A 15,494-nucleotide genomic window follows, 5' to 3' on the forward strand; every position below is an offset into this window, starting at 1 on the left:
ATGGGAAGGTCAAGCCCTATTTGCACGGTGTGCAGAGCTTGCTTGAAGACTTAGCGCACCACGCAGTCGATGGCGGCCGCCTTGGTGCCGCCAGCCGGAGCGCCGCCGCTTGAGGGCGATGGCAAAAAGGCCGGCGGCAGCGTGAACGGCAGGCCTGGATTGACGGGCAACAACACAGGCGGCTGCCTGAAGTTGGGTGTAAAGCCAAACTGGCCAGGGGCAAAGTTTTGCGCGCCAGCCGGATTGCTCACCTGGATCAGGCCTTCAAGCACGTGCACATACAGGCCCGGAGCCAGGCCTGGTCCTGCCGATGGCGCCGCCGTTGGCAACGGCATTGCCGAGGGAGCGACATAGCTGGCAATAAACGTCGTGCCGCGGATGCCAATGGTGGCGGCCGGCGTCTTCATCTCGAAGCGCTCCTTGTTGCGCTTGCCCAGCAGGCCCGTGACGGAGCGCAAGCCTCCCTTGAGCAAGCTGAAGATGGCATGGTCGCCATCGGGCTGCTCGGCCGTGTAGCTGAATTGCTCGATCACGAAACTGGTGTTCGGCTTCAGCGTGATTTCGCTATTGTCGATCAGCTTGATCAAGGCATAAGTCTCCTTTTCCGTCAGCAAGGTATCGCCCTGCTCGACCTCGGACTTGATGGCCAGGATTTTCACCTTGCCGTCCATCTTCTTGGCCATCAGCGGACCACTCAATTGCATGACGGTACCGGCCACCTGTCCGGCCCAGGCGTGCGCACCCACGCATGTCAGGGCCAGCCACAGCAAGGCCTTAATTGCAGTACATTTTTTTAGCGGCATCATCGAATTTGTATCCTGTGGGTTTATCTTTGGCGTCGGCAACATCCTTGCTGTCTTTCTTCTTGTCGTCCGGCTTGGCTTGCGGCGCGGACACGAGCGTATCGTTGGCACGATCGGCTTGCTTGATGATGCGCAAGGCATCATCGATGGCCGCGCTCGTGGCGGCGTCGATCACAGGCTTGTCGATGGTGGTCGCTGGCAGGAAGATGGCGTCCGCCATGCTCACCGTGCCATTCGGCGCCAGCAAGGTCACGCCGCTGCGCTGGCGGTTGATGCGCACGCCCGAGCCTCCCGTGATGCTGCCCGTTTTCGCCAGCACGCTCATGCTGGCCGCTGCCGGCAAGGTAAAACTTGCCGTGTCCGCAAAGCGTACGTTAGCGCCCGCGCTGGCGCTGACATTGCCGCCGCCAGCGATCTGCGCATTGCCGCCGACATTGATATCGCGCCCCGCCGTCATGCTGACATTGCGCGCCGCCACCAGTTGCGCGCCATCGCCCAGCAGCACGTCCGTGCTGGCATCGAGCGCGATGTCATTGCCTTCGATCTTGCCGACGACGGTGACGGGACTGTGCGCCGTCACGCTGACGTTGCCGCCATGCGCATTGATATTGCCAACCGCGACGCCGCCCGTGTTGTCGATGGCGATATTGCCCGCGCCCGTGGTGAGCGTTCCCAAGGTCAGGGTGCCCGGCGCCGAGGTATTGTTCAGCGTAATGCCGCCCCCTGCGCTATTGCTTGCGGTAAAACTGCTCAGCTGGTTGCCCGCATGGCCCAGCACGATGCCGTCGCGCGCTTGCGCAGTGACGCTGCCGGCGAGCAAGGCGCCGTCCTGGCCGATGGCGCCGTTCAGGGCGCTCAATGTCACATCATTCGCCGCCAGACTGGCGAAGCGCAGATCGCCAGCCGCTTGCGTGATGGCCAGCTGGCCCGCCAGCCGGATGGCGCCGGCCGTCTGATTAAAACTGTTAGCGACGAGCAAGTTGCCGTTGCCGCTCAGCACGCCGCCGCCTTGCGCATAGCGGTCCGCCGACAGGCTGCCGTTCAGCAGCAAGCTGCCGCCGTTGACTTCCAGGCTGCCCAACAGGGAACGGTCCGGCACATTCTCGCCGAGGGTCAGGCTGCCGCCCGTCAACAGCAAGCCCGTCGCCGAGTTCAGGTTTTTCAGGATGGTGTTGCCGGCCGCCGCGCTGTACGTGACGATGCCTTTGCTGTTGCTAAAGTCGACGGCCAGCACGTTCGCACCTTCCGGCACCACGCCGCCGTCCCAGTTGGCCGCATCGCTCCACAAGCCGCTGCCGCTGCCAACCCAGGTCGACAATTGCTTTTGCGCAATCGATGCCTGCGCCGTGCCGCCCGTCGTTTCCAGGGTGTAGTTACCCGCATCGGCGCCCGCCAGGCGGAAGCCGCTGGCCGTCACCAGTTTTGCGGCACCCGCATTCTTGTCGGCAAAGCTGCCGCTGCCGCCAACCACACTGACCACATCCTGGCCCAGCACGCCGTTCGCCGTGGCGCTGACTGCCGCATTCGTGCTGCCGTCATACACCTTGCCGGCGGCACTCAGACCAACCAGGGTCAGGCTGGCGGGCGTAATGCTGGCCAGCAAGCCCGTCGGCAGGACGATAAAGTAATTGTCCGCATCGGCGCCCGTCAGCGCCGCGCCAGCGAGCTGCACGGCCTTGCCTACGCCCACGTTCTTGTCCGCAAAGTTGGCCACTGCCGAGGCCACTAAACTGTCGCCGGCGACACGGTCATCGCCCAGACTCAGCTGCGCGCCCGTCGTGCCATCGTAGACCTTGTTGCCGACCACGCCGGACAGGTTCAGCGCACGCGCGCCGATATCGGCCGTGGTATTGCCCGCATTTCTATTGAGCACGTAGTTGCCCGCGTCGTCGCCGCTCACACCCACGTTCGTCACATGTACTGCCTTGCCCATGCCCGCTTTTTTGTTGCCAAACGCGGCATTGCCCGCCACCGTCAAGGCGTCGCCTTGGATGCGGTCGTCGCCAAAGTTCACTTGCGCGCCCGTCGTGCCGTCGTAGGTCTTGTTGACGCCATTAAAACTCACGTTCAGGGTGCGCGCCGTGATGTCGGCCGTGGTGCTGCCCGCATTTCCATTGAGAACATAGTTACCCGCATCGGCGCCCGTCAGCTGGCCTGCCGCCACCTGGTAATCAACCGTTTTTCCAGTACCGACATGCTTGTCGCGGAAGCTGCCCTGCAAGCCGGCCATGCCGACCTGGTCGCCCGAAACCATGCCTTCAAAATAGCCATTCAGGCCAGCTTGCACGGTGCCGTCGTACACGCGGCTTTGCGCGCCGGTGACGCTATAGTTCAGCACGCGCGCCGTGATGGCGGCCGTGCCGTCCGCCGTCGTCGCGGCCAGACTGTAGTTGCCCAGCTCATTGCCGCCCAGGGCCAGGCCGCTGGCGTGCACGGCCTTGCTGCCGCCCGCATTCTTGTCGAGGAAGGCGGCGCTGCCGCTGATGCTGATGTTGTCGCCCGCCACCACATTGCCCAGCACGAAATTGACGCCGTCGTAGCCCAGGGTGCCGTCATAGATCTTGCCATTGCCGCCGATACTCACCGTCAGCGCGCGCGGCGTGATAGCGAAGGTCGTCGTGCCGCCCATCGTGATGTCGTACTTGGTCGACCACAGGCCCGTCGCCGCATAGCTGCCCACGTTGCGCGCGTTGCCGTAGCCGAGGCTGCCATTCACGCCAGTGTCGCCGTCGAGCAATCCCACATAGCCGATCGCGCCGAGGAAGGCGGCCAGCTGGCCATCGTAGACCTTGCCCGCGGCATTGCCAGAAAGATTCACTTGCAGCGGCTTGAGGAAAGCCTTCAGCATCGGCGTCGTGTAGCCTTCGTAGATGCGCCAGGTGCTGCCGAAATTGTAGTCGTTGAAACTGCCCTGCTGCTGCATCTGCGCCGTGCTGCGTCCGCTGGAACCACCGCCATCCATCTGCACCAGCGACGTTTCATAATTGAAAAAACCATAGCTGAACGGGGAACCGGAGGCCACGCGGCCGGCTACCGCGCCCACGGCCGCATAGCCGTTGCCAGTCACGGCGCCGCTGCTGAAGACATGGCTGACGCTGCCCGTGCTTTCGCCGACCAGTCCACCCATGTTTTCCCAGGCCAGGATGGGATCGGCAACGCCGGCCCGGCCCACGGCGCCGCTGGCATACGCGTCGTCGATGCTGCCGCCGTTCAGGCCCACCAGGCCGCCGATGCTGCGCGCGCCAGTGACATTGCCGGTGGCATAAGACTGGCTCAGCGCGCCTTGGTTGTTGCCGACCAGGCCGCCGATCATCTCGCGCGCGCCCGTCACCACGCCGGTGGCGTACGAGGTCGTGATGCTGGCGCTGGATGCATTCCATCCCGCCAGGCCGCCGATGGCGCCGCCGCCATCGGCATTGACGCCGGTGACGGCGCCGCTGCTGCTGGACAAGGTGATGGCGCCGCCGTTGCTGCCCACCAGGCCGCCGACATTGCGCTGGCCGCTGACGGTCGTGCTGCTGTTCACGCCGTCGATGATGCCGCTGACGACCTCGCCCGCCAGCGCGCCCACATTGGCCGTACCGGTGACGCTGCCGCCGCTCAGGGTCAGGTTGCGCAAGGTGCCGCCCTGGACGGTGCCGAACAGGCCTGCCGCCGAACCGGACCGTCCGCTGCGGTCGATTTTCAAATTGCTGAGAGTAAATCCGCCGCCATCGAACACGCCGGAAAAACCGCCGCCGCTGCCGGCGATCGGCACAAAACCCTGGCCATCGTTCCAGTTCGCGGTGCCGCTGGCGTCGATGTTGCCGGCCAGGCGATAGCTGTTGCCGAAGCCAAGGCTGCCGATGCCTTGCAAGCCATGGATATCGGCGATCAGATAGGGCGAGGACGCGCCGCCATCGCCGCCGACCGCACGCAGGAAGCTGGCGCCGCTGCCGATGGCAAAGCTTCTGGCGCTGAACCCTGGCAGGACGGCCGCGTTTTGCACCCAGCTGCCGCCGTCGAGCACAAAGCTGCCGTCCACCGTCACGGCGCCCGTGGCCGTGATGGCGGAACCTGAATTGAGGTGCAGATCGCCGGACCTGGCGAGCGCATCCGATATCCGCATGCCGCCCGTGTTCGTGCCGTCGCCAATGGTCAGCGATGCGGCCGAGATGCCAGCCAGTTCAATCGCGTCCAAGCTGAGGGCCGTGCCCGATTTGCTGCCCAGGTCGATGCTGCGCGCACTGCTCAGGGGCTTGATCGTCACGTTGGCGCCTGCGGCGCTACCGCCGAAATTCAAGGTGCCACCGAGCGTGATACTGTCCGCCTGCAGGGTCACGCTCTGGTTGGCGATGCCGCTGCCGACCAGCCGCGCGCCGCCGCCCGTCAGGTTAATTTCGCCGCCCGCATGGTTGGCACGCAGGAACAGGTTGCCATTGCCGACACTGACCACGCCCGCACCCACCACGCTGGCGCCGGACAGGGACACGCTGCCGCCATTCGTCGTGATCGCCGCGTTCAGGATGACGTTCGACCCGGGGCCGTATGCGCCGCCGCTGCTGGCGTCGTTCGCCGACAGGGTCACGTTACCGCCATTGGTGCTGATGGGCGCGTACACATTGATCGTCTCGCCGGCCGTGGCGCTCAGGCCGATGTCGGCATTCACCATGTTGACGGCAGCGCTGAAATTGATACGGTGCAGGGCCTGCAAGATCACATTGCTGCTGGCGTTGGAGATGGTATCGGCACCGATGCTGGTGCTGCTGGCGGGCGGCCCCTCCAGGAACTGGTCCACATCATTGAGGCTGCCGCCACTGCCCTGCACGACATCGATATCGAATGGGTCAAGCAGCCAGATGCCGCGCGTGCCTCTGCTGGAGCGGGCGCTGGTATCGACCCGGATGCCGTCGACGGCCAGGTAATGGCCCGAGGTTTCCACGAAGCCGCCGTCGCCGCCCTGGGCGCCGCCGCGCGCGGAAATGCTGCCGCGCACCTGGGCCGAGTCATCACCCCAGGCGATGACCTTGCCGCCGTTGCCGCTGACGATCGCATCGGCATTGACGCTGGCGTCCTTGCCGACGAGTACCTGGCGCGCATTCTGCACGGCCGCGTTCTTGCCCTGGTAGTCGCCGCCCAGCAAGACCGTGCCGCCGCCCGCCGCGCCGCTGGCGTCGACCTTCGCATTGCCCAGCAAACCCACCTGCTCGCCCAGCACGTGAATCTGGCCGCCCGTGCCGGCCGCGCCCGTGGCGCTGGTGACGCTGCCCGCTTCGAGCAGCGCCTTGCCGCTGGCCTTGAGGACGATCCGGCCATTGTCGCCGACGACGGCGCTGTTGGCGTTGAGCACGCCGCGCTGGCTGAGCAACGCACCGGCCATGCCGATGCTGCCGCCCTGGGCGATGATCTGGCCCAGGTTCAGGACCTGGTCGCCCGGCGCCGAAACGAGCACGCGCAATTGCGGATTGCCGGGGTCGGCCAGCTGCACGCTGCGCCCGGCCGCCAGGATCACTTCGCCGTTCGGCGCTGTAATAATGCCAGTGTTTTCCACGTTCGGCGCGATCAGGAGCACTTGCCCGCCCTTGCCCGCATTGATGGTGCCCGCATTGCCGACGCCGCCGGCCACGCCGCCGGCCGTGAACTGGCGCTTGCCGGCCAGGAAATCTTCGTTCGTCATGCCCAGGCTGGACGCCACCAGCCCATTCACGTCCACTTTCGCGCCCTGGCCGAAGACGATGCCGTTCGGGTTGATCAGGAAGACCTTGCCGTTCGATTCCAGGCTGCCCAGGATCTTGCTGGGGTCTTGTCCCGTGATGCGGTTGAGTACGGCGCTATTGCCGTTTTGCTGGATGAAGCGCGTGATTTCGCCCGCATGGATGGAAAAGCTCTGCCAGTTGATGATGGTGTTGGGCGTGTTCGTGATCGAGAAGATGTTGCCCTGCTGGTTGAACGTCGCCTGTCCGTTGACCACCTGCGGCAAGGCGGGGTTGGCCTGCGCCGCGCCGAAACAGCCGGCCAGCAGCAGTGCCAGCGCCGTGCGGCGCAAGGGTGGTGCAAACGGTGGCGTCAGGATGAAAACGGAGGCGTGCGGGACGTTGTTGTGCATGGTGTTCATCCTGATACTAGTAGGCCAAGCCGAGGCGGAAATGCAGGCGGTTGGCATCGCGCTGTCCCGTGTCGCCGCCATTGACGACGTGGGCGTAATCGAGTTGCAAATTGGCGTAACGGCTCAGCAGCAAACGCAGGCCGAGCCCGGCGCTGGCGATGGCCTGCGAGGCGCTTTCGCCGGGCAGCGCGTGGTTGCGGCGCAGCCATGCCGTGTCATAGAAAGCCAGCGCGCGGCATTGGTAGCCGAGCGCCTGGCCGCACCAGTTCGGCGTGTACCATTCCAGGTTCAGGTTGGCACCCGAATCGTTCGATACCTCGCGCTCGGCAAAACCGCGTACGGACGAAGCGCCGCCGGCGCCGAACTGTTCGCCAGGCACCAGCGCATCCGGCGTGACTTGCGCGTTGACGAGCGCGCGCCATTGCCAGTCGCCGGCCAGCACGCGTCCCGTGCTGGCGCTCAGGCTCAAGGTGTTGTAGGCGGCCTTGGCGTGCGCGCGCACCCGGTCGAAATCGGCTTGCGCGCCGTGCTTGCCACCGGGAATGTTATGCGCGAAGGTGAGCGCCACGCTGGTCTCGCCCGTCGGCAAGGTCCAGTTGCCGATGTAGCTGACGCTGAGCGGATGCACGGTGACGTCGGCGCCCAGTTCCATGCCGAACAGCTGCACGCTGTTGCGGTAAGCCTTGTAGTCGACGCCGTACACGAGCTTGGGTTCGAAATCGCCGCTGCGGGCAAAGTTCTGGTTGTAGCGGATGCCGGCCATGCTGCCCTGGCCGCTGACGGCCAGGTCGACAATGCCGGCCGAGATGCTGCCCGAATCGACGTTCGAATAGCTGGCGAAAAAATCCATCGAGTCGCCCAGCGCATACAGCGGCAAGTGGTAGCCGGCGCCATACACGCCCACCTTGTCCGGCTTTTCCAGGCTGGTCGTGTATTGCAGGCTGGCCACGTGATCGCGGCCGAACAGGTTGGCATGCTGCAGCACCACGCCCACGTGCGTCTTGCCCGTTTGCGCATTGCCCGTATTGTCCACATTGAGCATGGCTTTCCACGGCTTTTCATCGGCCACCGTGACGATGGCGTCGATGGCGCCGGCCGGCTCGTCGGCCTGCAGGCGCACTTCGATCTTGCGCGCGGGATTTTCATTGGCCAGCTTCAGGCTTTGCGACAGGGCCGGCACGTTCGGCGTCTCGCCTTCGCGCAGGGACGGCAAGGCGCGCCGCACGTTGGCCTCGTCGACCCAGGCATTGCCACTGATGGCGAGCTTGCCCAGCGGCGTTTGCAGCACGCTCAGGCGCACCACGCCCCGTTCCAGTTCCTGTTCGGGCAATTGCACCTGCACGGCGCTGTAACCACGCTCGCGATAAGCCGCTTCCAGCGCCTCGACGGCGCGGGCGATATCGGAAAAATCGCGCTGCGCTCCTGTAAAGGGCGCCAGCAGGGCGTCCACCTGCGCGGAGGTGAGCAGGGTATTGCCCTGGACGTCAAAGCGGCGGATCTCGAAGCGCGGCACGCCGTCTTCCTGCGCGGCAGGGACGGCCTCATCCACGGAAACGGCAGCGCCGGCGGCGCCGACGGCGAACAGCAGCGCGGAACCCGCAAGCAGGTGCACCAAACGATATGTCATGTGAAGGATTTCTTGTGTAACCGGACAAGCGCGCGGCCCGCAGGCGCCTGCACGTCCGGCAATGGATTGAAGACAAATTTTAGACGGCTTTTAGTTTCCAGTCAGAAATTTCTAACATTTCTCCGCGATTTTCATCGCAGCGCAACAAACCATGCGCGCAGCAGGATAAAAATGCCGCAATCGCTAGCATTTTCCGGCGCGCTCACAGCCTTACTTGCTGTGCAATTCCGTCACGCCATCCCAGTCGGCCGGCGGTGGCGCGTCGCGGTACTGCTCCAGGCGCGCCGCGTACAGCCGGTACAGATCGTCGTCGGGAAAGTCCGCCTGCAAACGGGCCAGCTGCGCGCCGGCCGCCGCCCAGTCGCGCGCGCGCAGACTGGCCAGCGCCGCGTGCCAGCGTTCGAGCTGCGCCAGTTCGGCGGCGGGGGCGCCGGCCAGCAGGCAGCGCGGCTCGAAGATGGCCACCGCTTCCTGCTTGCCCAGCACGCGTATGCGATCGAGTTCGCGGTACAGGAAATCCGGCGCGGCGGCGCGCGTGGCCTGGCCCACCACGATGCCCACGCCATACAGCTTGCTGGCGCCTTCCAGGCGGGCGGCCAGGTTGACGCTGTCGCCCATGACGGTATAGGCGCGGCGAATGCGCGAGCCCATGTCGCCCACATGCATGGCCCCCGTATTGAGGCCGATGCCGATGCGCAGCGCCGGCCAGCCGCGCGCGCAAAACTGCAGGTTCAGCCGCGCCGCGCTGGCCTGCATCAGCAGCGCGCTGGCCACGGCCCGGCTGGCGTGATCGCCAAAGGCGACGGGCGCGCCCCAGAACGCCATCACGGCGTCGCCGATGTATTTATCCAGGGTGCCGCCATGGCTGTCGCGGATATCTTCCGACATCGCCGTCAGGTAGGCGTTGATGTATTCGCGCAGCGCGGCCGGCGCCAGCTGCTCGGAAATGGCCGTGAAACCGCGCACGTCGGCAAACAGCACCGTCAGTTCGCGGTTCTCGCCCTCCATGGTGTAGCGCTGCGGATCGTCGGCCATCTCGGCCACCAGCTCGGGCGCCACGTATTCGCCGAAACGGGCCACCAGCGCGCGTCCCTTGCGCACCTCGAAAAAGTAGCCCCACGCCAGATTGGCGATGAACAGCGCCGCGATCAGCAACAGCAGCACGGCGCCGCCCAGCACCAGGTCGTGCGCGGTGTACAGGTACAGGTTGATGCCGATGGCGGCCGCCAGCGCGCCCAGCGTCGCCAGCATCACGCCGGCCGGCGGCAACACGGCCAGGGCGCCCGCCAGCAACAGGCCAAACAGCACGATCTGCACCAGTTCCAATGCCAGCGCATAGTCGGGCCGCGCCTTGAAGCGCCCGTCGAGCATGGACTTGATCAGGTTGGCGTGCACTTCCACGCCCGGATATTCGGCATTCACGGGCGTGGCGCGGATATCGTTCAAACCGGGCGCCGTGGTGCCCACCAGCGCGATGGCGCCCTTCAGCAGCGCGGCAGGCACCGTGCCGGCCAGCACGTCGGACGCCGAGACATAGCGGAAGGCGCCGCCATCGGGGCCGCCCGCGCCGCGGTACTGCACCGTCGTCGTCAAGGCTTCGCCGACGGGGATCGCCAGCGCGCCACGCGGCGTAAACAGCATGATGTGTTCGAGCCCGCCGCCGGCCAGCTCGCGCGCCGACAGGGTGTCGGCCGTGCCCGTGAAACGGGGAGCGATGGCGCGCGCCTGCAGGTAGACGGCGACGGTGGCGAGCGACAGCGACGGGTAATAGCCGTCGCCGATACGCTGCAACAGGGTCGAGGAACGCACGACGCCATCGGCATCGGTCAGCGCCGTGAAGATGCCGGCGCCCTGCGCGGCCGCCTGCAGGGGCGCGATATTGGCTTCGTAGCCGCGCGCCACGTAAGCCGTCACCGTGCGGCCATTCAGGTCGGCGACGGTGAAGGCCGGCTTGGGCAGCACGCCCTTCCTTTGCTGCTCCGAGACGCTGTAGCCGAGCACCACGGGCTGGCCGCGCATGGCTTCGGCGAACAGGCCATCGTAATCCATGGCCGGGCGCAGTTTTTCCAGCTGCGCCGTCAAGCCGGCCACGCCAGCCAGTTCGCCCTGCGCCAGGCCTTGCAGCACGGCGTAGCCGGAACTGGTGTCCGCTTCGGGGAATGCAATGTCAAAGCCCAGCGCGGCCACGCCGTAATGGCCCGTAAGCTGGCGCACCAGGCGCGCCTGGACGTCGCGGCTCCAGGGAAAACGGCCCACGCGCGCCAGGCTTTGCTCGTCGATGTCGACGATGACGATGCGGCGGTCGAGCTGCGGCGTCTCGGCCCGCATGCGCCAGTCGCCCAGCATGGCGTCCAGCCGCGCAATCGTGTCATTGCCGGCCAGGCACAGCACGGCCGCCGCCACGCTCAGGAATATGCCCAGCAGCGTTCGCGCCCCATGCTTGCGCCAGGCCAGCGACAGCTTCAAGGGGTGTAGCCCGGAATGGCCGCCTCGTCGACGGCATCGATCTGGCTCGGATGCATGTGCTTTTCAGCGAAGGTCAGATAGACTTTGCTGCGGATGAAAACGTCAAACAGCTCCGGGTCGATATGCCCGTTCAGGCTAAAGTTACCCAGGATGCGCAGCGATTCGGACAGCGACTTGCCCTTCTTGTAGGGGCGGTCGCGCGCCGTCAGCGCCTCGAAAATATCGGCGATCGCCATCAGGCGCGCCGGCACCGACATCTGCTCTTTCGTCAGCCCGCGCGGATAGCCCTTGCCATCCATGCGCTCGTGGTGGCCGCCTGCGTATTCCGGCACTTTTTGCAGGTGCTTGGGCCACGGCAGCGCTTCGAGCATGCGGATCGACACGCTGATATGGTTGTTGACGATGGCCCGCTCGGCCGCCGTCAGGGTGCCGGCGCGGATGGTCAGGTTTTCCGTCTCGTCGGCGTCGAGAAAATCGCGCAATTCGCCATCGGCCGCGCGCCAGCGGCGCCTGGCGATCTGCCGCACGCGCTCCTGGTCCGCCTGCGCCATGCTTTCGCCGCCGACGTTGACCGTGCGGATGAAATCGCGCTCTTCGCGCAGCGCCGCCTGCTCCCGTTCCAGCGCGCGGGCAATGGCATCTTGTTGCTGCGGCTGCGCCGCCTGCTGGCGCAGGGCCGCGATCTCGGCGTCGCGCAGCAGCACTTCGTAGCGCGTGTCGATCAGGGCGATGCGGTCGAAAATCGTTTCCAGCTTGGTGGCCTTGTCGACCACGTGCACGGGTGTGGTGATCTTGCCGCAGTCGTGCAGCAGCCCGGCCAGCCACAGCTGCTTGCGCTCGTTGTCGCTGAGCCGGAAATCGGCCAGCGGCCCCGTTTGCGTGGCGTGCGCGGCGTCGGCCAGCAGCATCGTCAGCTCGGGCACGAACTGGCAGTGGCGGCCCGTGTACGGCGACTTTTCATCGATGCCGATATTGATCAGGGTGACCAGGGACTCGAGCAGCTCTTCCAGCTGCGAAATGAGCAATTGATTCGTCAGCGCCACGCCCGCCTGCGCGGCCAGCGCCTCGATGAAGCGCTGGTCGGTCGAGGAAAAGGCGCGCACCTGGCCCGTCTCGCCATCCTTGGCATTGACCAGCTGCAGCACGCCGATCAGGTCGCCCTCATGGTCGCTCATGGGCACCGTCAAAATCGATTGCGTATGGTAGCCGTGGTGGCGGTCGAACTCGCGCATGCCGGAAAAATTGAAGGCCTCGTCGCGGTAGACGTCGGCGATATTCACGCTGCGGCGCAGGTTCGCCGCATACGCGGCCACCGACGCCAGATTGGGCTGGCCGGCAGCGTCGTACAGGGGCACGCCCGGCAAGCCCATGTCCGCGCCCTGCGCGATGCCCAGGCTGTCGTTGACGCTGATGTCGAACGCCAGCTGGCGGCCCTCGGCCACGGGCCGGTACAGGGTCGCGCCATCGGCGCCGCTCATGCTTTTTGCCAGCAGCACGATACGCTGCAACAGCGCGCCGATATCGTGCCCCTCGCCGCCCAGGCCGTGGCCGAGCGCGACACTGAGTTCGGTCAATTGCTCCAGTCTGTGGGCGATTTTCTCAGGGTGCAACTGAGGCATGTTGGTGGCAATCAGGTAAAGAAAAGGGAAACCGGCAAGCGCCAGTGTAACGGCCGTCCCGCACACTGTACATTACTTAGTTACAACAAAATGAAATAACTTTCCGTATCGCAACACGCATAAATGTTGCCGCCAATCTTATTAATTAGAATAGAATCAACAATAATTACACCGTAACAAGGTACTGAATGAAATTCACGTTCAGGGGCGTGCGCGGCTCCATCCCCTCCCCCGGCCCGCGCACGGCGCGCTACGGCGGCAACACCACGTGCATCGAAGTGCGCACCGACAACGATAGCCTGATCATTCTCGATGCGGGCAGCGGCATCTTCTCGCTGGCGCAGCACCTGCCGCCAGGCGAACCCGTCGACGCGCACGTCTTCATTACGCACAGCCACTGGGACCACATCCACGGCCTGCCCATGTTTTCGCCCCTGTTCGTGGCCGGCAACCGCATGCGCCTGCACGGCGCCCACGATGCGGCCGCCGGACGCGGCATCGAGCACGTGATGGCGGTGCAGCTGCAAAACAGCTATTTTCCCGTCAGCGAAGCGGCCATGGCGGCCTGCATCGAGTACCGCACCCTGGCACCCGGCGAAGCCGTCGAGGTGGGCGGCGCGCGCGTGCGCGGAGCGGAAATGAACCATCCGGTCATCAACCTCGGCTACCGCATCGACTGCGGCGGCGCCGCGCTGTTTTTCAGCGGCGACCATGAACCGTTCTACAACCTGCATCCGCCCGGCCATGCCGAGCATGCGGCCTGCGCGGCGCGCAATGCGCAGCGCCAGGCCGGCATCGACGCGCTGGTCGCCGGCGTCGACGCGCTGATCATGGATTGTTCGTACACGCGCGAGGAATACCCGGGCAAGCAGGGCTGGGGCCACGGCACCTTCGACGCCGCCTTCGACCTGGCCCTGCGCTGCGGCGCGCGGCGCCTGTACTGCACCCACCACGAACCGACCCGCAGCGACGAGCAGCTCGAAGCCGTGTTTGCCGACGTGATGGACCGCTATGCGAGCCGCCTGGCCGGCTTGCAGGTGTTCCTCGCCTGTGAGGGGCTGACGGTGGAACTGGCCGGCGCATAAAAAAAAGGGAGCCGCAAGGCTCCCTTTTTACTGGCGTTGGCTATCCATCACATGATGTGGTGGCCAATCCACCACGCGACTGCTGCCACGAAAGCGGACGCAGGAATCGTGAAGATCCAGGCCCAGACGATATTGCCCGCCACGCCCCAGCGCACGGCCGACATTTTTTGCGACGAGCCGACGCCGACGATGGCGCCCGTGATGGTGTGCGTGGTCGACACGGGAATGCCCAGCGCCGTCGAGACGAACAGGGTGATCGCGCCGCCCGTTTCGGCGCAGAAGCCGCCCACCGGTTTGAGCTTGGTGATCTTCTGGCCCATGGTCTTGACGATGCGCCATCCGCCGAACAGGGTGCCGAAGCTGATGGCCGTGTAGCACGAGATGATGACCCACATCGGCGGCATGGCATCGGCCGCGCTGGAATAACCGGCGGCGATCAGCAGCATCCAGATGATGCCGATGGTTTTTTGCGCATCGTTGCCGCCGTGGCCCAGGCTGTAGGCGGCGGCCGATACCAGTTGCAAACGGCGGAACCACTTGTCGACCTTGCGCGGCGTCGAACGGACAAAAATCCACGACACGAGCAGCATCATGATGGAACCGAACACGAAGCCCAGTACCGGTGCGATGACGATGAAGGCCACGGTTTTCCACAGGCCAGCGGCGACCAGCGCGCCCGTGCCGGACTTCGCGACAGCGGCGCCCACCAGGCCGCCGATCAGCGCGTGCGAGGACGACGAGGGAATGCCGTAGTACCAGGTAAACAAATTCCAGAAGATGGCGCCCATCAGCGCGCCGAAGATCACGTACTGGTCGATCACGGCCGGATCGATGGTTCCTTTGCCCACCGTGGCGGCCACGGTCAGCTGGTGGAACACGAAGATGGCGACGAAGTTGAACGTGGCGGCCATGGCAACCGCGGTCTGCGGTTTCAATACGCCCGTCGAGACCACCGTGGCGATCGCGTTGGCGGCATCGTGGAAGCCGTTCATGAAGTCAAACAGCAGCGCGAGGACGATCAACAGGCCTAGCACGTAGATGCTGATTTGTATGGTCATTGTAGTTTCTTTTCTGATTCTGGTTCAGGACAGGCCCAACGCTTACGCGTTTTCGACGATGATGCCTTCGATAATATTGGACACATCTTCGCAACGGTCGGTCACGGTTTCCAGAATTTCGTAGATCGCTTTCAGCTTGATCAGGTTGCGCACGTCCGGCTCGTCGCGGAACAGCTTGGACATGGCGGCGCGCATCACGTGGTCGGCGTCCGATTCCAGGCGGTCGATCTCTTCGCAGATGGCGACGATCTTGCGCGAGTTGTCCATGTTGTGCAGCATGGCGACGGCGTCGCGCACTTTTTCGGTACAGGCCAGCACCAGTTCGGCCAGGCGCTTGGCTTCCGGCGTGACGGCTTTCAGGTCGTACAGCGAGACGGTTTGCGCCGCATCTTCCAGCAGGTCGAGGATGTCGTCCTGGCGCGTGATCAGCTGATGGATGTCATCGCGGTCGATCGGCGTGATGAAGGTCTTGTGCAGCATTTCCACGGTGGCGTAGGTGACTTTGTCCGCCTGTTTCTCGATGCTTTCGATCGCATGTACGCGGTTTTCCAGGTCGTCGAAATTGGTCATCAGGCCGAGCATCTCTTTCGCGCCCTTGACGCACAGTTCCGCGTGCTGGTTAAACAATTCAAAAAACTTGCCCTCAGTGGGCATCAAGCGTCCAAACATGTCATTCTCCGTTAAGCATTGAGTCGTGTTATTTACTACAGAAAGCCGCCCCGTATGAGGGGGCGGCCAATGGAATATCAGT

General features: G+C 64.9%; 8 protein-coding genes. 1 reads left to right on the forward strand and 7 read right to left on the reverse strand.

Annotated features, from left to right (window positions below; translation table 11 throughout):
• Positions 1 to 50 precede the first annotated feature (50 nt).
• The 5 genes from FG13_RS11635 to FG13_RS11655 form a co-directional block, all read right to left on the reverse strand.
• Positions 51 to 806, reverse strand: coding sequence for a FecR family protein (locus FG13_RS11635; RefSeq protein ID WP_035821010.1), 756 nt, complete (start codon positions 804 to 806; stop codon positions 51 to 53).
• Positions 775 to 6,888: a YDG domain-containing protein gene (locus tag FG13_RS30450; RefSeq protein WP_051958951.1), complete on the reverse strand. Its 6,114-nt coding sequence runs from the start codon at positions 6,886 to 6,888 to the stop codon at positions 775 to 777. Before FG13_RS30450 ends, FG13_RS11635 begins: the two co-directional genes overlap by 32 nt.
• 16 nt (positions 6,889 to 6,904) lie before the next feature.
• Entirely contained in the window at positions 6,905 to 8,515 is a 1,611-nt protein-coding gene (locus FG13_RS11645; RefSeq protein WP_035821013.1) for a ShlB/FhaC/HecB family hemolysin secretion/activation protein, read from the reverse strand.
• A gap of 210 nt (positions 8,516 to 8,725) precedes the next feature.
• Positions 8,726 to 10,981, reverse strand: coding sequence for a CHASE2 domain-containing protein (locus tag FG13_RS11650; RefSeq protein WP_035821015.1), 2,256 nt, complete (start codon positions 10,979 to 10,981; stop codon positions 8,726 to 8,728).
• On the reverse strand, positions 10,978 to 12,600 hold the full coding sequence (locus FG13_RS11655) for a GAF and HD-GYP domain-containing protein (RefSeq protein ID WP_035821018.1): 1,623 nt from the start codon (positions 12,598 to 12,600) through the stop codon (positions 10,978 to 10,980). The genes FG13_RS11650 and FG13_RS11655 overlap by 4 nt, the downstream gene beginning before the upstream one ends.
• A gap of 188 nt (positions 12,601 to 12,788) precedes the next feature.
• Between FG13_RS11655 and FG13_RS11660 the strand changes: the two genes are divergently transcribed.
• Positions 12,789 to 13,685, forward strand: a complete 897-nt coding sequence (locus FG13_RS11660) for an MBL fold metallo-hydrolase (RefSeq protein ID WP_035821020.1) — start codon at positions 12,789 to 12,791, stop codon at positions 13,683 to 13,685.
• Between the two features lie 47 nt (positions 13,686 to 13,732).
• Here FG13_RS11660 and FG13_RS11665 read toward each other — a convergent pair whose 3' ends face one another.
• A complete protein-coding gene (locus FG13_RS11665) occupies positions 13,733 to 14,743 on the reverse strand; it encodes an inorganic phosphate transporter (RefSeq protein ID WP_034783457.1) in 1,011 nt (336 codons plus the stop codon).
• Between the two features lie 42 nt (positions 14,744 to 14,785).
• Positions 14,786 to 15,412 (reverse strand): DUF47 domain-containing protein, encoded by a 627-nt coding sequence (locus FG13_RS11670; protein WP_010400015.1) that lies wholly within the window; start codon positions 15,410 to 15,412, stop codon positions 14,786 to 14,788.
• Between the last annotated feature and the right edge of the window lie 82 nt (positions 15,413 to 15,494).

It is taken from the genome of Janthinobacterium sp. RA13, from assembly GCF_000745325.1.
GTDB lineage: Bacteria > Pseudomonadota > Gammaproteobacteria > Burkholderiales > Burkholderiaceae_D > Janthinobacterium > Janthinobacterium rivuli.